19 protein-coding genes and 1 tRNA gene are annotated in these 17,226 nt (G+C 40.3%); 4 read left to right on the top strand and 16 right to left on the bottom strand.

Going from position 1 to position 17,226, the window contains the following annotated elements:
- Window positions 1–64: 64 nt before the first annotated feature.
- From Q7P97_RS01825 to Q7P97_RS01795, 7 genes are all read right to left on the bottom strand, one after another.
- The gene (locus Q7P97_RS01825) at window positions 65–190 is read right to left on the bottom strand and encodes a hypothetical protein (protein WP_303965707.1); all 126 of its coding nucleotides are present in this window, start codon (window positions 188–190) and stop codon (window positions 65–67) included.
- A gap of 71 nt (window positions 191–261) precedes the next feature.
- Entirely contained in the window at window positions 262–1,062 is an 801-nt protein-coding gene (locus Q7P97_RS01820; protein WP_303965704.1) for an alpha/beta hydrolase family protein, read from the bottom strand.
- Window positions 1,046–1,513, bottom strand: a complete 468-nt coding sequence (locus Q7P97_RS01815; RefSeq protein ID WP_303965702.1) for an NUDIX domain-containing protein — start codon at window positions 1,511–1,513, stop codon at window positions 1,046–1,048. Before Q7P97_RS01815 ends, Q7P97_RS01820 begins: the two co-directional genes overlap by 17 nt.
- Before the next feature lie 48 nt (window positions 1,514–1,561).
- Complete coding sequence (locus Q7P97_RS01810; protein WP_303965699.1) at window positions 1,562–1,876, bottom strand: transposase; 315 nt, start codon at window positions 1,874–1,876, stop codon at window positions 1,562–1,564.
- Window positions 1,877–1,976: 100 nt separating this feature from the next.
- A complete protein-coding gene (locus tag Q7P97_RS01805) occupies window positions 1,977–3,305 on the bottom strand; it encodes an NAD-dependent malic enzyme (protein ID WP_303965696.1) in 1,329 nt (442 codons plus the stop codon).
- 108 nt (window positions 3,306–3,413) lie between these two features.
- The gene (locus Q7P97_RS01800; RefSeq protein WP_029055127.1) at window positions 3,414–3,593 is read right to left on the bottom strand and encodes a putative motility protein; all 180 of its coding nucleotides are present in this window, start codon (window positions 3,591–3,593) and stop codon (window positions 3,414–3,416) included.
- Window positions 3,594–3,658: 65 nt separating this feature from the next.
- Window positions 3,659–4,108 (bottom strand): Dps family protein, encoded by a 450-nt coding sequence (locus tag Q7P97_RS01795; protein WP_303965690.1) that lies wholly within the window; start codon window positions 4,106–4,108, stop codon window positions 3,659–3,661.
- Window positions 4,109–4,205: 97 nt separating this feature from the next.
- On the opposite strand from Q7P97_RS01795, the gene yidD reads away from it, so the two are divergent.
- A complete protein-coding gene (gene yidD, locus Q7P97_RS01790) occupies window positions 4,206–4,448 on the top strand; it encodes a membrane protein insertion efficiency factor YidD (RefSeq protein WP_303965687.1) in 243 nt (80 codons plus the stop codon).
- A gap of 83 nt (window positions 4,449–4,531) precedes the next feature.
- Window positions 4,532–5,488, top strand: coding sequence for a metal ABC transporter solute-binding protein, Zn/Mn family (locus Q7P97_RS01785; protein WP_303965684.1), 957 nt, complete (start codon window positions 4,532–4,534; stop codon window positions 5,486–5,488).
- Between the two features lie 26 nt (window positions 5,489–5,514).
- Here the strand turns inward: Q7P97_RS01785 and Q7P97_RS01780 are convergent, their stop codons facing one another.
- The 5 genes from Q7P97_RS01780 to Q7P97_RS01760 all read right to left on the bottom strand — a co-directional run bounded on the left by Q7P97_RS01780 (window position 5,515) and on the right by Q7P97_RS01760 (window position 11,761).
- Complete coding sequence (locus Q7P97_RS01780; protein WP_303965682.1) at window positions 5,515–6,951, bottom strand: o-succinylbenzoate--CoA ligase; 1,437 nt, start codon at window positions 6,949–6,951, stop codon at window positions 5,515–5,517.
- Between the two features lie 66 nt (window positions 6,952–7,017).
- Window positions 7,018–7,836, bottom strand: coding sequence for a 1,4-dihydroxy-2-naphthoyl-CoA synthase (menB, locus tag Q7P97_RS01775; RefSeq protein ID WP_303965679.1), 819 nt, complete (start codon window positions 7,834–7,836; stop codon window positions 7,018–7,020).
- A 20-nt stretch (window positions 7,837–7,856) separates the two neighbouring features.
- A complete protein-coding gene (gene menH, locus Q7P97_RS01770; protein WP_303965676.1) occupies window positions 7,857–8,681 on the bottom strand; it encodes a 2-succinyl-6-hydroxy-2,4-cyclohexadiene-1-carboxylate synthase in 825 nt (274 codons plus the stop codon).
- On the bottom strand, window positions 8,671–10,392 hold the full coding sequence (gene menD, locus Q7P97_RS01765) for a 2-succinyl-5-enolpyruvyl-6-hydroxy-3-cyclohexene-1-carboxylic-acid synthase (protein ID WP_303965673.1): 1,722 nt from the start codon (window positions 10,390–10,392) through the stop codon (window positions 8,671–8,673). Before menD ends, menH begins: the two co-directional genes overlap by 11 nt.
- Entirely contained in the window at window positions 10,385–11,761 is a 1,377-nt protein-coding gene (locus Q7P97_RS01760) for an isochorismate synthase (protein ID WP_303965670.1), read from the bottom strand. The genes menD and Q7P97_RS01760 overlap by 8 nt, the downstream gene beginning before the upstream one ends.
- 237 nt (window positions 11,762–11,998) lie before the next feature.
- Between Q7P97_RS01760 and Q7P97_RS01755 the strand changes: the two genes are divergently transcribed.
- Both Q7P97_RS01755 and Q7P97_RS01750 read left to right on the top strand, forming a co-directional pair.
- A complete protein-coding gene (locus Q7P97_RS01755) occupies window positions 11,999–12,910 on the top strand; it encodes a 1,4-dihydroxy-2-naphthoate polyprenyltransferase (RefSeq protein ID WP_303965666.1) in 912 nt (303 codons plus the stop codon).
- 148 nt (window positions 12,911–13,058) lie between these two features.
- The gene (locus Q7P97_RS01750; RefSeq protein ID WP_303965663.1) at window positions 13,059–13,808 is read left to right on the top strand and encodes a TraR/DksA C4-type zinc finger protein; all 750 of its coding nucleotides are present in this window, start codon (window positions 13,059–13,061) and stop codon (window positions 13,806–13,808) included.
- A 258-nt stretch (window positions 13,809–14,066) separates the two neighbouring features.
- On the opposite strand, the gene Q7P97_RS01745 is transcribed toward Q7P97_RS01750, so the two are convergent.
- From Q7P97_RS01745 to Q7P97_RS01730, 4 genes are all read right to left on the bottom strand, one after another.
- A tRNA-Glu gene (locus Q7P97_RS01745) sits at window positions 14,067–14,138 on the bottom strand.
- A 245-nt stretch (window positions 14,139–14,383) separates the two neighbouring features.
- A complete protein-coding gene (locus Q7P97_RS01740; protein ID WP_303965660.1) occupies window positions 14,384–15,706 on the bottom strand; it encodes a hypothetical protein in 1,323 nt (440 codons plus the stop codon).
- 255 nt (window positions 15,707–15,961) lie between these two features.
- Window positions 15,962–16,876, bottom strand: coding sequence for an ATP-grasp fold amidoligase family protein (locus Q7P97_RS01735; protein ID WP_303965657.1), 915 nt, complete (start codon window positions 16,874–16,876; stop codon window positions 15,962–15,964).
- 81 nt (window positions 16,877–16,957) lie between these two features.
- A partial coding sequence (locus Q7P97_RS01730; protein ID WP_303965654.1) for a hypothetical protein occupies window positions 16,958–17,226 on the bottom strand: 269 nt, incomplete at its 5' end.

Raw genomic sequence — 17,226 nt, 5'->3', positions numbered from 1 at the left:
AAAACCGAAGAAAGGTATCACCGATCCACTGATCTTCATCTTCTATAAACCACAATCCAACTTGTCAACCACTTAGTAGTGCAGGCACAACTGCGGGGTAGGCCGTGGCCATGAGACAACTAGCAGCTCCACCGCTAGTTGGCTCACGGCTGGAGGCAATCCCCCACGTGCCTGCGCGAGTCCAAAGCATGACCCTCACTACTTTCAATAACCAAGCCAAATTCGAGCAACGACCATAAAAAACCATTTACAATGTTTGACCTATCCCCTTCTCTGCCGCTTCATCCAATCCACTGCATCTTTCACAAGCCGCCGATTCATTTCAGGTGGAATATAATGCGTATAGCCTTCCAAATACCAAGTTTCAAACTCTTTATTCGCCTCACTCAAAGCACTCTCGAGCAATAACGCCTGTTCAAATGAAACATTTGTATCGAGCGTCCCATGAATAATGAGCGTCGGTATATCGATGTCCTGTACACGGAATAAAGCTGTACGCTCACGATACGCATCGGGTTGATTATTCGGGGTGCCACCGATGACACGCTTCATCATGCGGCGCATATCCTGTCGCTCTTTGTACGTGAAGACTACGTCTGAGACTCCAGCCCATGCCACCGCGGACGTTAGATCTTCACGTATAATAGCAGTCCAGAGCGCCATTATACCGCCTCTCGAAAAGGAAAATAGATGAATCCGATCTGAGTTGACACTACTTTGTTGTTTCAGCACATCTACTCCCACCACTGCATCATTGCGGTCTTCGCCTGCAAATTCATCCTTCCCTTCGCCGCCACGATTGCCGCGATAATAAGGAGCGAATACCACAAGACCATGGGACGCAAATTGGGCAATACGAGCCGGTCTAACCATCCCTACATGTTGGATGCCGCCACGTAAATAAAGCAAACCGTCATAGTGGCCTTCCGCTTTTGGTGTGGCTAAGAGGCCTTTTACTAGCAAACCGTCAGAGCTATAGGTGATTTCCTCCAATTTAACGTGTGGGTTTGGGGAAGGATAGTCTCTTCGTCGAATGATCTTTCCATTAGTTTGTTCGACCATTCGCTTCCACCCACTTTCTCAGTTCACTCATTCCACGATCTTTCATATGAAAACTAAGTTCTGTACAAGCGTCTAACTCAGCGTCTGTCATCCAAACCGCGCCTTCCGTTTCCATTAACGTAAAGTCCTTTTCTATATGCGTAATATCCCCTGTGAAAACGGCTTTGCAAAAAGGGGGGGCGGTAAAGACGACGTACTCAGCAAATGAATGCACATTTTCTATTGTGACCCCTGTTTCTTCCATCGTTTCCCGAATTGCCGCTTGTTCAATGGTCTCTCCCCATTCTGCTTTTCCACCTGGAAATTCAATGCCGCGTATTCTATGTTTAGTCAATAACCAACGCTCGTTGTGCTTAATGACAACGAGCACATGGCGAGGTTCAATATGATGTGAGTTCAGTCCAAACGTCAATTCGACATTGGCTCCCTGTAAATCTTCAAATTTCAGCATTATGGATCACGTCCTTTCCTCTAGTGTAGCGGAAAGGCACGTGAAGATTCAACGAAATAACGGTAGTTGCTCGATAAAACGCTTGGACTCATCGTCGGTATATTCATGGATCAATGCAAAGACCTTCTTCAAGCGCAAATCGACTCTGTCATTGTCTTTGTCATAATGATAGGGAATATACGGTAAATGGGACCGAAGAAAGTTTTGGAATTCTAATTGTTCCATTTGTGAAAAAAGCTTTTCAAATATAGGATATACTTCCTTTGTCACTTCTACTTTATATTCCCATGTTGAGGAGTGAGGATCTGCGTGAACTAATTTGTGGTTCAGTGATATATACATTGGATATCTTTCTTCTGTCATAATCATCCTACTTTCTTTTTTACGTAGCATGGCTCGTTACGAAAAATATATTCTGCATTAAAAAAACCTATTAACGGTATTTCGTCAATAGGTCTTCGTATTATATTTCTCGATTTTGCTCTTCATATACTACTTTTTCAACCGCCAACGCTACGTTAATGTGTACGTTAGGATCTAAAGGATGTGGTACTAAATCGTCTCGTTTCGTGCTATCGACAATCGCTAGAGCTGCAGCAATAAGCATTGGATATGTAATCGACTCGGCATTCGCATTTAATGCACCGCGGAAGATTCCTGGAAAACCAAGAACATTATTGACTAGACGACCATCAGCTGCATAAGCCGCGCCTGCTTCCAATGCGACATCCGGAGCAATTTCCGCATTTGGATTGGATAAAGCCAAAATAATTTGACCTTTACGAATCATTTCAGGCTTGATCAAGTTAGCTACACCTGTTGTGGCAATGATTAGGTCACAGGTCTCCATGATTTCCTCCATCGTATCGACAACAGTACCGCCGTGCTCTGCTAACATTTCTTTAGCGTGAGGGTTTGGATCCGTTCCCTTCATTTCCTCTACACCATATGCCATAAACATACGACTGATCGCTAATCCTGCAGCACCTAGTCCGATTTGTCCAACCGAAGAATTGGCTAAATCCACATCGACATGTTTACATGCAGTGAGTGCTGCTGCTAATGCTACGACTGCTGTGCCATGCTGGTCATCATGCATAACCGGAATTGGCAATTCTTTTTTTAGACGTTCTTCAATTTCAAAGCAATGTGGAGAACCTATATCTTCTAATAAAATTGCGCCGAAACCTTGATGGATATGTTTGACCGTAGCTACTACTTCATCCGGATCACTCGTATCAAGTAATATCGGAATACCACTAATGCCAACGAATTGATCAAATAATACGGCCTTTCCTTCCATGACGGGCATACCTGCTACTGGACCAATATCCCCGAGTCCCAAAATAGCTGTACCATCTGTCACGATTGCTACCGAATTTGAAATGCCTGTGAAATAGTTGGCTTGTTCGGGATCTTCGTAAATCGTTTTACATACGCTAGCTACACCCGGTGTGTACACTCTGCGTAAATCTGCAAGAGAACGGATTTGATGTGTGGCTTTCATATGAATTTTACCGCCTTCATGCATTTGCAGTACATCATCTGTAATCGCTTGAACTTTAATGCCATTTTTCAAATTATCTATTGCTTCGACAATTTCCTCTAAATGGTCTTTATCATTACATAGTAGTGCGATTTCTCTGATTGTAGAAATCGTTCCAACTTTAATTGTTTGAATGTCGCCGATATCTCCATTTAGCTGTCCAATTGCCATTGTCACCTTACCCAAATTACCAGGTTTTGAAGGTGTTTCGATAATTAAATTACGTAGAAATTGACCTTGTGCCATATTTAATCTACCTCCTACTATTTCATGTTTTTTATAGTCTACCATTCTTTTTGATTGCGTCCATTAAAAAACACACATCTCTAGTCATACGAGATGCGTGTTTTCCAATCAAGCCTTGATATCAATTGAAGCGCCCTTTGTGGGGTGCGCGACAGGCTGATTTTCGAGGCCATTCAACATATCATTCATAGCGGAAGTTTCCATTGAAAGGGCCTTATTCATGACGCTCATTTGAACGGTTGATTGCAAGCTTCTCAACTGGCTGGACATAATTGAATTGATATCCATAACGTTCAACTCCTTTCTGGTGTTCACTTCTTACTATCGGTTAATTTCTTGTTGATTGAAGAGTGTTATTCGTTTGTTTCACCAAGGAACGCATTCAACATCCACTGATGCTTTTCTACGCTCTGATAAATTGCGTTTAACATATCTTCTGTCATATCATCAGAATCTTTGGCCGCCAGATCCATACCTTTTTTCAATGATTTCATTGTCTTATCGAAGTCATCTACTAATGCCTGTACCATTTCATTCGCTTTTTCTGTGCCTTTTGCTTCGTCAACAACAGATTCAGTCAAATGCTGTGATAGTGTTGCAGTCGGTTCGCCGCCTAAAGTTAGCACGCGCTCTGCGATTTCATCCATATGCGCCGTTGCTTCGTTATATAATTCTTCAAACTTTGCGTGCAATGTGAAGAATTGATTTCCTTTTACATACCAGTGGTAGTTATGAAGTTTCGCATACAACACCGACCAAGTAGATACTTGTTTGTTTAGTTCTTGAATTAATTCTTTAGACATAAAAAAAACACTCCTCTTAAATTGTATTATGCTTCTCTCTTTTAATTTACCACATCTATAGGTAAACTAAACCTTATTACGTCAGAAGGTGATGGATATGCTAAAGAAAATATTTATACGATTGATCCGGTTCTATCAAAAATTTATTTCTCCCTTATCACCACCCTCTTGCCGATTTCATCCGACTTGTTCACATTACGGGGTAGAAGCAATTGAAACACATGGAGCACTAAAAGGTAGTTGGCTTGCAGTCATGCGGATTTTAAAATGTCATCCTTTTCATAAAGGTGGATTCGATCCGGTGCCTCCCAAAAAAACGAATAAAAACAAGCAGTACTAGGTTGCAAACATATATCATATCTTGTATGATGAGAAAATAATCTAAATAGTAATCATTCCGATTACGTCACGGAGGCTTTTCTAATGAAAAATCGTTTGCTGTTGCTAGGCGCTACCCTACTACTCGTTTTAAGTGGTTGTACCAATAAGGCAACGACCGAACCGGATGATTCATCATCCGATCAATTACTCGTCTATACAACAGTCTACCCGTTGCAATACTTCACTGAACGCATTGGTGGAGAGTACGTTGACGTGAAATCCATCTACCCACCTGGGACAGATGAGCACGTGTTTGAACCTACACAGAAAGATATGATGGCCCTCGCAAAAGGAGATTTATTCTTCTATATCGGACTTGGACTCGAAGGTTTTGTGCAAAAGACGGAGAAGACGTTGCAGAATGAAGATGTGCAGTTCGTTCCAATCGCCGACTATATTGATCCCGAGGAATTAGAAGAGGGGCATTCCCACGAACATGGAGAAGACGAACATGACGATCATGGTCATGAGGATACCGTCGATCCACATGTTTGGATATCACCTTATCTCAGTACGAAGCTTGCAGAGAAAATCACGCAAGAGTTGTCCGATGAATTGCCTGAACATGCAGAGGCATTCAAGAAAAATTTTGATGTTTTATATGATGAACTAGAAGAATTGGATCGTGGATTTAAGACTATGGCTGATGCGTCACCAAACAAAACATTCTTTGTGTCCCATGCAGCATTTGGCTACTTGGCAGATGCTTATGGGTTACAGCAACTTGCAGTATCTGGTCTTGATTCTCAGAATGAACCTTCACAAAAAGAATTAGCCTCACTTGTGAAAGAAGCAAAAGAACAAGACATCCAGTATATTTTATTTGAACAAAACGTCAGCTCAAAATTGGCTGAAGTGATCAAAAAAGAACTGGATGCCGAAGCGCTAACTTTGCATAATTTGAGTGTGCTTACTGAAGAAGATATACAAAAGGAAGAAACGTACTTCACTCTCATGGAACAAAATTTGGAAGTACTGAAAAAAGCATTAGGCAACTAACAGTGGATGAAAACTCCACTGTTTTTTTATAGCCATTTTTTCAATTCGAAACGCATCAATTTATTCGATGCGTTACGTGGCAGTTGCTCTACAAATCGAAATTCTTTTGGAAGTTTATACCGTGCTACACGTTTCGAACAGAATTCTACTAACTCTTCCTCATTAACTGAACCGACGATGAATGCGACGGGTACTTGTCCCCACTCCGTATCTTCTTTACCACATACGCCCGCTTCCCTTATAGCAGGATGCGCTAGCAACACATTTTCAATCTCGGCAGGATAAATATTCTCTCCACCAGAAATGATTAGATCAGCACGACGGTCGACAATGAATAAATAGCCTTCCTCGTCAAGGTAGCCAGCATCCCCTGTAGCGAGCCAACCATCCTCGGTCAGCGCATTGCGTGTACGTTGGCTTCCAATATAGCCTGGCGTCACGTGAGGACCTTTTATGAGCACTTCCCCCACTTCTCTCGGTTGAACGGTATCTTTAATGGCAACTTGGTTGAAAAATAACGGTTTACCCGCTGAACCTAGCTTTCTCGTCGCATCTGCTTTTCCAAGTGTTGTCGTTTGCGAACACGTTTCGGTCATGCCATACGTTTGAAGTATTGGTAATCCACACGCAGCCGCGCGATCCAAATAATTCAGTGGTACCGGTCCGCCACCGACGAGCATCGTGCGGAATAGCGAATGTGCTTTACTATCAGTTGCTTCCATGACACGAACAATTTGATCCAACGTCAGCGCAACGACAGACATCGCTGTTACACGCCCCGCTATGATTTGTGTAGCAGCTTCTTTCGCATCAAATTTTTCGTACAAGCGCATTTCTATTCCATAAATTACAGAACGAATGACGATCGACAGCCCGCTTATATGGAATAAAGGCATCATGCAAAGCCAGGAGTCATTATCGGTCAATCCGAGATTCAACGCTGATGCGAGCGCGCTCGACGTATGATTACCCGCTGTCTGTCGAACTCCTTTAGGAACCCCTGTAGTGCCTGAAGTATACATAATCGATAGCGTCTGATCTTCAGTCCACTGTTCCAGTAAAGTGAACTCTTTTCGTTTAGTCTTTCGAACTGCAGAATAGAATAAACTCTTGACGTCATCCAATTCCGGAAGTGATGGTATCTCATCATCAACAAGCACAAGTGTCGCTTCGGAATCGCGTACTTGCCAGCATAATTCCTGTTCTGTCAGTCGATTATTCAGACAGACGACTTCCACACTTAATAACCAGCACGCATGAATAAAGAGGACCGTTTGTTCATTGGACTGGCTGAGTAGCGCGACCCTACTCTCAGGTTGTACTCCCAGATGATGAAGTTGTTGTGCAATTTCAAGAGATTGTTCATATAATTCACGGTATGACCAGTTTCCTTCTTTTGTAACAAGAGCGGATGCGTCTGGCGTCAATTTAGCCCGTTGCATAAGCCAATTGGGAATCATCATGTGAAACTCCTCCAATTAAAAATGACGTAATGAAAAAGCTGCCCAATTTAGGCAGCTTTCATTTGTTTAAGGGAAGCGTGGGAATTGATCGAAGTCTGGCTTACGCTTTTCTTTAAATGCGTCGCGTCCTTCTTTCGCTTCATCCGTCGTGTAATAAAGCAATGTTGCGTCTCCAGCTAATTGCTGTAGACCAGCTAAGCCATCTGTATCTGCATTCATTGCTGCTTTCAAGAAGCGAAGTGCAGTAGGACTCTTGCCTAGCATTTCTTCACACCATTGAACAGTTTCGTCTTCAAGCTGCTCATACGGAACAACTGTGTTGACTAAGCCCATGTCGAGTGCTTCCTGTGCGTCGTATTGACGGCATAGGTACCAGATTTCACGTGCTTTCTTATGCCCAACAATACGTGCTAGGTATCCTGAACCGTATCCTGCGTCGAACGAGCCTACAGTAGGTCCTGTTTGTCCAAAACGTGCATTGTCTGCAGCAATCGTCAAGTCACACACTACATGCAAGACGTGACCGCCACCGATTGCATATCCTGCAACCATTGCGACAACTGGCTTAGGAATAACGCGAATCAAGCGTTGAAGATCTAAAACGTTCAAGCGTGGAATTTCGTCGTCTCCAACATATCCACCGTGACCACGAACAGATTGATCGCCTCCTGAACAGAAAGCTTTCTCACCTTCACCTGTTAACACGATCACACCAATTCGCTGATCATCTCTTGCGCGTGAAAATGCATCAATCATTTCCATTACTGTTTTCGGACGGAATGCGTTGCGCACTTCCGGACGATTAATTGTGATTTTTGCGATACCGTTGTACATTTCGTACTTGATATCATCATATGTACGAAGCGCTTCCCATTGACGGGTCATAATTAATTCCTCCTCATTCTTTACACTGTTTTCAGAAAGCTCTTTATCATTGTAGCAAATTGTTGAGGTTTTTCCACGTGAATTGCATGCCCCGCATCTTTTATCGTTTCATGCTGCGCATTTGGAAGGCTTTTCATCATTTCTTGCGCAATACTTTCAAATTTCTCGTCTTCACTGCCTGTAAGCAATAATACAGGCAGTGAAAGTTGCTCTAGCGCCTGCCAGTAAGAAGGCTGACTACCCGTTCCAATCCCTCGTAAACTGTTTGCTAAACCAATTGGCCGTTGATTGAGACGTTCACTACGCACTGCTTGTTGCTGTGAGTCAGATAATTTCTTTTGTGAATGAAACAGCGGAATCTCCTGCCAAAAGTCGACGAATTCAATCATTCCTTGCTGTTCTATCCTATCCGCAAGCTGAGCATCTGCTGTGCGTCGTGCAAGTTGTTGTTCAGACGTACGCAAGCCTGGTGAACTGCTCTCAAGTAGTACACTTTTTACTTTGTCAGGGTAGGTTGCCGTATAGCCTAGCGCGACACGCCCTCCCATCGAATAACCAAGTAGAATCGGTTTGGTTATTTCAAGCTTCTGCAAGACTTCATTCAAATCTTCAATTTGCTCTTCCATCTTATAGCGGTTTATCGTTTCAGGCGCTTCCGTTTTACCATGACCGATTAAATCGACTGCGACTACATAATAATCCACCGCGAGCTCTTCAATCGTTTGTTGCCAAGTAGCGATCGAACCTGTAAAACCATGCAATAAAATAATTGCTGGCAACTGTTCATCTCCAAACTTTGCAATATGCGTATCAATACCTCTGATCGTTACTACTTCAGTCGTCAATGCGTTCCACCCTCTTCGCAATTTCCCGCCATACCGAGCGATGAGCCTCTACATTGTCTTCACGCACTGTTGCTACTTCAATGATTCGTAGATTAGCTGTTTTAGCTGCTCGCATCGCTTGTTCAAATGCTCGTGTCGTATCCACTGCATCGTATTGTGCTTCATACATCGCTGCGACATGATTAAACGTCACATTAGTTGGAGTTCCGAATAATTGTTCATAATGCTGTTCAATAGACGCCTGTGGCAAATAAGAGAAGATCCCGCCACCATTGTTATTAATCAGAACAATCGTCAAATCAGTTTGCTGTAAACGAGAAATAATTAATCCATTAACATCATGTAAAAAGGCCAAATCGCCAATCAATAAATAAGTTTGGCGTTGACGACCTTCCTGAATACCAAGAGCAGTCGAGACTACCCCGTCAATTCCATTTGCTCCTCTATTACAGAACAACGAAATATCACGGTTTGTCTTTTTGAAATGCGTATCCAAGTCCCGAATCGGCATACTGCTACTACAGACTACATCGGAGCCATCCGGTAAGTTGGCAATAAATTGACGAACGAAGTGACCTTCATCTTGATTGAAATGTTGATCTTCATTCATTACGTCTGCGGAAATTTGATTGGCTCCAGTCCATTGTTTCGTATACTCTGTTCGCTCGCGTGGTACAGATACTTGCTGCCAAATACTCGCCGCACTCACTTGTAAGTGATGAGTAGTCAGACCAATCGGATCACGATAATTTGGCGAATCATCCACCACTATATACGTTTTGGGGCAAGTCTTCTTCAAAAACAAAAGCAATGGCTTAGAAATGGGCTGCGGACCAAATCGTATGACACAATCAGGTCGCATCTTTTCGGCAAACATTTCACTTTTTAGCAACGCATCATATTGATCAATACAAAGATCGTCACAGTCTGTCGGTACTTGTGAGCGTAGATTGGACAACGGGTCACATAGTACAGGCCATTGAAGTGCTCTAGCGAACTGCCAGAAACGTTCTTTATCTAGAGTCGTCGGTTGCTCGCCCATCACGAGTATGCCTTTTTTCGATTGTGTAATGGCCGTTTCGAGTACTACTTTCATTTCTTCCGTTACAGCGAGATCCCCTACTAACTGTTGCTGGAATCGACTAACAGGCGCCGTGGCTTCCAAGTCAATGAGCAATGGCTCACGAAACGGCACATTCAAATGCACTGGCCCTTGAGGTGCAGTTTTGGCGACGGATAGAAGTCTAACTGCACGTTGTTCCATGTATTGTAAGATGTCTTCTCTGTTTTCAGGCACAGGGAAGTCGACACTATCTTTGACATGCTCTCCAAACATGCGAATTTGATCAATCGCCTGTGGTGCACCGACTTCACGTAATTCATGCGGACGATCCGCCGTGATGACGATCAACGGTAGTCTCGCATAAAAAGCTTCTGTGATAGCAGGATGGTAGTTCGATGCTGCTGTTCCTGACGTACATAGCAAAACAACAGGTTGTCCAGTCGCTTTCACTAATCCAAGCGCATAAAAAGCTGCAGAACGCTCATCGGTATGCATATACGTTTGCATATGCGTAGAGTTCGTAAACGCATACGCAAGCGGTGTCGATCTGGAGCCTGGACTAATAACCGCCTTGGTTGCTCCTTGTCGTATGAGCGTATCCGTTAAGCGAAGCACATAACTCGTTAATCCTGTTTCGTGATCATTCATGTAAGCGGCCTCCGAGCGCGCGTAACACAGGACGGAATTTCACCCATGTTTCCGCATATTCTTCTGTCGGTGTAGAATCGGCTACTATACCACCGCCAGCATACAAATATGCATCATTGCCAGTTAACAGTCCAGAACGAATCGCCACCGCAAATTCTCCATTACCTGCGGAATCCGTCCAACCAATCGGTCCAGCATAAAAGCCACGGTCCATCTGCTCTTCTTCACGAATTATTTCAAGCGCTTTCTGACGCGGAACTCCCCCAAGCGCAGGTGTCGGATGGAGTGCTTCGACTAGACGGAATATATCCATGTCCTTCGCAAGTTCCCCTTCAACCGGTGTGAATAAATGTTGGATGTCCCGCACCTTTAAAAGTTTAGGCGTTTTATTAACTTGAAGGGATGTACAGAACTCCGAGAACACTTGCGTAATCATATCGACTACATATTGATGTTCTTCACGGTTTTTCTTATCACGTAATAATACTTCTCCGAGCTGCTGATCTTCTTGAGATGTTTTTCCACGTTCAATTGAGCCAGCTACACACGCAGAATACGCATGTCCATTTGATATTTCGACTAAACGCTCAGGTGTCGCACCAAAGAACATCTCATCACCAATTTGCAGTCCAAAATGATAACTAGCCGATTGTTCATTTGTAATGGTATGCAATGCTGCGGCCTTTTGAAATTCTTCTTCAAACGTTAATTTGATTTTACGTGCAATAACGACTTTCTCCGCTTCTTGTTCTTTAATATGCGATGTTACTTGTTCTACTGCATCCATATAGCGATCTGTTGCTAGCTCAGTCTGCTTGATCACATCAGGCTTTCCTTGGAACGTGAATTCATCTATTTGTGCAATATGGATCAGCCGATCGCGTTCTTGACGCAATGCTTCAAAATCAGCCGTTGCTTGCGGTTCTTGCGTAATATAATTAATGGATACATACGTTTTCCCTTTTTCAATTTTCAGTTGGAATAGAGGAACAGTAAAATAAGCGGCTGGGAACGCACTCCACTCATCATCTTGACGCGTATGAGGATCAAAAGAAAATCCGCCAAATAACACGGGATCGATATCTTTCTCTTCTTTAATTAATCCCTCACAGAGTGCTGCCCACTGCAAAGAAATCGATTGAAAACGATCTAGCTCCGCTGTTAATACCGTTGCCTGACCTAATCCGACAAGTTTTACTGTCTTGTCCGCATTCTGCCAGAAGAAACGATGCTCCCCATAATGTGAAAGACCTGCTTCAAAAAAAGCAAGTGGACTTAGTGTTTCCACTTCTATTGTTTCCGTAAAAAAACGAGAATCAGCGCCTGTTGCCGGAACCGTCCTCATTCGATCGGTCAATTTCCGATTCATCCCACTCTCTCCTTATCATCGTACAAAATATTTTTCGTCAATTTACGCTCAGGCATACTTTCCCTGAACGATAAGTACCTCTATTCTAGCACATTGGACGCTTTACTTAATATATAATGTCTCGCTGTATGGGAGACGATACGACAATTATCTTCAACTATTGTTTCATATAACCTAACTGCTGATTTTTGTTGTATACTATCAGATGATGACTACACATATAAGGAGAGATTACCCGTGCAACACACAATAGAAACCGATACCGGCTGGCGAGTTTGGTGGCAACTGACACGCCCCCACACATTGACTGCCGCTTTTGCTCCTGTCTTTTTAGGCACCATGATTGCACTACAATATGGACCACTTCATTTTCCGTTATTTCTGGCGATGCTTGTAGCCAGTTTGTTTTTGCAGATGGCTACAAATATGTTTAACGAATACTACGATTTCAAACGTGGACTTGACGATGAACATTCAATCGGGATTGGCGGCACGATCGTCAGAAACGGTGTACAGCCGAAGACCGTGTTAAATTTAGCACTCATGCTCTATGGGCTATCTGTTGTTCTCGGTATTTACATTTGTATGGAAACTTCATGGTGGCTTGCCGCAGTAGGTTCCGTTTCTATGTTAATTGGCTATTTTTATACTGGTGGCCCTTATCCGATAGCTTATACTCCATTCGGTGAACTCGTATCAGGATTCGTAATGGGCATGTTGTTGATCTTGATTGCGTTCTACATTCAAACAGGAACCGTTACAGGTAACGCAATATTACTATCCGTGCCAAGCATGCTACTAGTCGGTGCTATCATGCTAGCAAATAACATCCGGGATATTGTACAGGATACCAAGGGTGGTAGAAAAACTATGGCAATCCTAACAGGTCGAAATAACGCAGTGAACATCTTGGCTATATTTTTCATCGTATCGTATGTATGGATCATTGCGCTTGTATTGACAGGCCACGTATCGGCTTGGGCTTTACTTGTGCTATTGAGCATCCCGAAACCTTTGCACGCTGTGAAGACATTCCGCAAGTATGAACAGCCCCTTCAAGTCATGCCAGCTATGAAGGATACAGGCGTGACCAATACGCTGTTTGGATTACTTCTTGGAATCGGCATTCTTATAGCTCACTTCATCTGAATAAACTATATCAAAAACGTCTACACTTAAAAAGGTAGACGTTTTTTTGTTGGAAAGGTTTACCCTTCCTTGTAAACAGGGAAAGACTGAAGTAAGAAAGCTTTCTCAGATTTCATTTTTCAATAAAGAAAGCAATATAGAAAGGGTCGTGACTACATTGTTAACTACTAAACAAATAGAAACACTAAAAAAAGAACTACGTGCTATGGAAGACCGTCTAACGGAAACAGAAAAAGAGACGGAGATTGTAAATAATGCACAGGACGATGTAGGTGAACTATCCATGTATGATAATCACCCTGCTGACATGGGAACCGAATTATACGAACGTGAAAAAGACATGGCACTTAACACGCACGCTGAAGGCGAACTGGAGAAAGTCCAGAACGCACTACAGGCTATCAAGGACGGCACGTACGGTACATGTGAAGTATGTGGTAAGGAAATACAACACGAGCGCTTAGAAGCAATACCGTACACTACTGTGTGCATTGAAGATGCACAAAAAGATGTACCGACTGATCGACCCGTTGAAGATGATCTACTAATCATGGCAGAACCCAATACATTTGCTGCCCGTAGAGAAGGCGACGCAATAGATTACGAAGATAGCTTCCAGGAAATTGCCGAGTCCGGAACATCTGATACCCCTTCCGACTTTATTGGAAGTAAAAACCGGGATTATGACGATCTGTATGACGATGAAAATGATGAAGGCGTAGAAGAATACGAAGAGTTTGCAGTGTCCGACATTACGGGTGAACCAGTTGGTATTGTTCGAAATGAAGAAGCAACAGAATATGAAGAAGAATTGGATGAGGAAGGAATCGAATCACCATTGGGCGACATTCCTTACAAAAAAGGTGACAGCTACATCGATGTGGAGAAAGATAAGTAATATTTAAAAAGTATGTACTATGAGCGGTGAACATAGTACATACTTTTTTGCTACGTTCATTCATCTAGTCAACTCACTGGACGTGATACTGCTTGTAGATCTCGTAGCATACACTATACGGATGAAAGTTCAATACTTTGTAGCAAGCAGCACATTCTACACTGTGATAAATATCTATACATATACTTACTAATGTATTCTTTTTAAATGAATATAGAAAAAAGGTATTGCACGTTTGTGCAATACCTTTTTTCTGTATGACCCCTACGGGATTCGAACCCGTGATACCGCCGTGAAAGGGCGGTGTCTTAACCACTTGACCAAGGGGCCATTTTTAACACAATCTATATAATACAGTATTCCTAGGACATTGTCAAGATGAAAACAGACTTTCAACATCTTTTATCCAGATTTTTCAAATAGATGTTACACAAACATTTAATCAAAATGCCTGATTTCTTGTTCTAATGAAATTTAAGTAACAATTTTCTATGTTATAGACAGACTACATTAGCTAATCTCCATAGAATTTTATTTTATTTATCAAATTTATATCTAAAAAATAATTATCCTTTTTAAGAGAAAGTCAACTTATTTATAATTGACAAACTCACGAACATTCCTATGATGAAGGCCATCCCACTTAACATATCGCCTCTTAGTAGGAAGAATTCTAAACCCAAAAAGAGCGGGTAAAACACACTCAATGTACTATGTTTATCTAATTTTTCCCAGAAAATTTTATCATACCTAGCATTAATATACGCTATAATAATAATAAAAAATAGTATTCCTAAATATCCAAAATTAATGTAGCCTTCTCCAAAAAAGTTCATTGACACATTCGTAAAAAAGAAATTATATTTTTCAGCTACCAAGGTACCGCTTCCTACTGACTTCCCTTCCCAAATCGATCTAGGAACAAAGAATAAAATAGCTGTTTTAAGTTGTTCACCAAATGTTATTATATTTTCAGTAACTACGTGCATAAACATTTGGTATGAATCAAAATGACCTTGTGTAAACATTTTAAAATCCAATGATAATGTTAATTCTTTTAGGTTAGCTACGTATCGTGCTTGATCAAGAAAAGGAAAAATTATTAAAAGTCCGATTATTATTAATTTGTTCAACATTAAATAATTATTTCGAGCTTTTTTACTGTAAATAATTACTATAGGTATATATAAGGCTGCAATATAAAATCTTGGTGCGGATGTAGGAAAGTTCGTTAGCAAAAATATCATCCATAAAGACATTTCTACATATCGGTTCTTATGACTATTGCTCTTATAAAGGAATAAAGAAATTGCTGGTATAGGTCTGATAAAATTCCAATAAACTAGTCCTGTTGACCTTTGTAATGAAATAGTTTGACCCGTTATAATGAGCAATTCATTAATTTTAAAATTATAAACATATAAACTTATTAAAAAGGATATGAGAGATATTCCAATTAATTTTAAGTTTGAGTTTTCTTTACTTTTATTGCTATTTAGCAATATCGACTGTTCAATTTTATTACTTTTTCTTTTTGAAAAATAATGATAAAGTAATTGGTAGGTTATTAAAATAAATATAATGATAAGATTCAATTTATAATAATTTTCTTTTGTATAAGTATGTGTATTACTCCATATGACTGTCCCGGTTTGATACTGAATTGCAGGAGCAATGCCAAAAAAGAAAAAAGAAAAAAGCATCAATATTTTATTTAAACTATAATTATATTTATCCCCAATTATCATGAATAATAAACTGAGGTTTATTACTAACATATTTGTAATTAGTACGCCTGAGTCTGAATTCAAACTATCCAATCTATATAAACTCAATGATACGATTACTACTATAAAATAGAAGATCATACTCGGTATTAAATTCTTTTTTTTAATCATAACTCCGTCTCAACTCCAACACATTTAATGTTTTTCACTTTACATTACATGAACATCACTACTATAAGAATCATATTAATATATTTGTTAATTTGCATTTTATTGATTAACCAACTACTTAGACTAGTCATCCATTTTGTACTAATTAATCTCTTTTTTACTATGAGCTTTTCATCTTTACATTTGAGATACTTTATTACCTAAGTCTTTTATTAACTCTAAACTGTTAAGTAGACTTTTAATTTTTTAGATCATTTAGGTCTTACGTATCTCAGATAGATCAAGTAATTCCCCCAATTCATAGTCATAATTCTTCGGTTGAAAATCAACCATTCCAGAGAAATGATAGAAGGTTAGTTCACCAAAAAAAATCTTCCCATCTATCTCATAAAAGTCCACTCGGACATGCGGTATATTCGCAGAAAGCGTTCTAGATAAAGATATCATCCGATCAAAGTGTTCTGGTTTTTTAATTTCAAATGGATTGTTTGGATACATTTGTTTAACATTAATTGGGTTAAAGTTTAGGTCATAAAAATCTTTTGTTCGATTATCTTGTGGACCCGTAGCTACAATCATAATTGCTGGCTCACCATGAAAACATAAAAATTTATAGTCTTTTATCCCAGTAGCACTGTAATCTTTCAAATATTTTTCGCAAATAATTCTTGCTTGAACATTTTTATAGGGCCACTCTCGACCTTCATAATAATAATTCTTATGTAGAGACTTGTTAATTATTTTCTTAGCTTTTTCTAAATCCAACTTTTGTTTATTCTGACATATAACTACTCCGCCTGAGTCATGAGTCGTTTTAAGAACAAATTGATTAGGTAGCTTAGCAAAATCAATATCTTCAAACTCTTCCCAAACTCCATAAAGGGGCACAAGATATTCTTCGCCTATCGTATTTGAGATGTATTCCCGAACCTCATATTTATCAACCAATTTTGTATACAGTGGATTTCTATCATATAATTTTAGATATTGCAGTTTCTCACTAAATGTTTCTGGCTCTTCTAAATTTAATCTTTTTTTCATTCTACTTCTAAATAATAACTTTAAATACGTTTTATCGGATAAAAAATTTAGCTTTTGATTAAAACCTAGATGTGGAAATATTATCAGTGGATTTTTTATGAGTTTTTTTATTCTAGCTATAGTATTCATTCCATAACTCAACTCTTTTCATTATATGTTTTAGATATCTCAGTATCATCGGTACTATTTTCGAATCTCTTTTGTTTGGTATTAAAATGGAAAGCCCTTAGGTCCAAATATGGCCCCAATGTATTTCTGATACGAATATCGATTTCTTTTATGCTCCGGTGAGATATGTAATTTTCTCATTGGCAAGCTTCTAGTGTGCATGGCATAAGTATAGTTTGCTCTATCTAAATTTCTCGACAAGACTCTTGTTAAACTTTCTCCTGAGTATGCTTTACTTTCTTTGTTTAAACTAATTAATTCATTACTAAACTCTTGTAATTCAAGCAATATTTTTTGATTTGATAAATCAC

Origin of the sequence: Sporosarcina ureae, assembly GCF_029267015.1 — a bacterium.
GTDB classification, from domain to species: domain Bacteria; phylum Bacillota; class Bacilli; order Bacillales_A; family Planococcaceae; genus Sporosarcina; species Sporosarcina ureae_D.
Note: the sequence above shows the minus strand (reverse complement) of the source record. Positions and strands in the feature narration are given on the sequence as shown.

Excerpts from the sequence above, each read along its gene's own strand:
- Q7P97_RS01740 (WP_303965660.1), bottom strand. The coding sequence starts at position 15,706 with ATGATTAAAAAAAAGAATTTAATACCGAGTATGATCTTCTATTTTATA.
- menB (WP_303965679.1), bottom strand. The coding sequence starts at position 7,836 with ATGACCCGTCAATGGGAAGCGCTTCGTACATATGATGATATCAAGTAC.
- Q7P97_RS01735 (WP_303965657.1), bottom strand. The coding sequence starts at position 16,876 with ATGAATACTATAGCTAGAATAAAAAAACTCATAAAAAATCCACTGATA.
- Q7P97_RS01810 (WP_303965699.1), bottom strand. The coding sequence starts at position 1,876 with ATGACAGAAGAAAGATATCCAATGTATATATCACTGAACCACAAATTA.
- Q7P97_RS01825 (WP_303965707.1), bottom strand. The coding sequence starts at position 190 with ATGCTTTGGACTCGCGCAGGCACGTGGGGGATTGCCTCCAGCCGTGAG.
- Q7P97_RS01800 (WP_029055127.1), bottom strand. The coding sequence starts at position 3,593 with ATGGATATCAATTCAATTATGTCCAGCCAGTTGAGAAGCTTGCAATCA.
- Q7P97_RS01780 (WP_303965682.1), bottom strand. The coding sequence starts at position 6,951 with ATGATGATTCCCAATTGGCTTATGCAACGGGCTAAATTGACGCCAGAC.
- Q7P97_RS01815 (WP_303965702.1), bottom strand. The coding sequence starts at position 1,513 with ATGCTGAAATTTGAAGATTTACAGGGAGCCAATGTCGAATTGACGTTT.
- Q7P97_RS01760 (WP_303965670.1), bottom strand. The coding sequence starts at position 11,761 with ATGAATCGGAAATTGACCGATCGAATGAGGACGGTTCCGGCAACAGGC.
- Q7P97_RS01820 (WP_303965704.1), bottom strand. The coding sequence starts at position 1,062 with ATGGTCGAACAAACTAATGGAAAGATCATTCGACGAAGAGACTATCCT.
- menD (WP_303965673.1), bottom strand. The coding sequence starts at position 10,392 with ATGAATGATCACGAAACAGGATTAACGAGTTATGTGCTTCGCTTAACG.
- yidD (WP_303965687.1), top strand. The coding sequence starts at position 4,206 with ATGCTAAAGAAAATATTTATACGATTGATCCGGTTCTATCAAAAATTT.
- Q7P97_RS01795 (WP_303965690.1), bottom strand. The coding sequence starts at position 4,108 with ATGTCTAAAGAATTAATTCAAGAACTAAACAAACAAGTATCTACTTGG.
- Q7P97_RS01805 (WP_303965696.1), bottom strand. The coding sequence starts at position 3,305 with ATGGCACAAGGTCAATTTCTACGTAATTTAATTATCGAAACACCTTCA.
- Q7P97_RS01785 (WP_303965684.1), top strand. The coding sequence starts at position 4,532 with ATGAAAAATCGTTTGCTGTTGCTAGGCGCTACCCTACTACTCGTTTTA.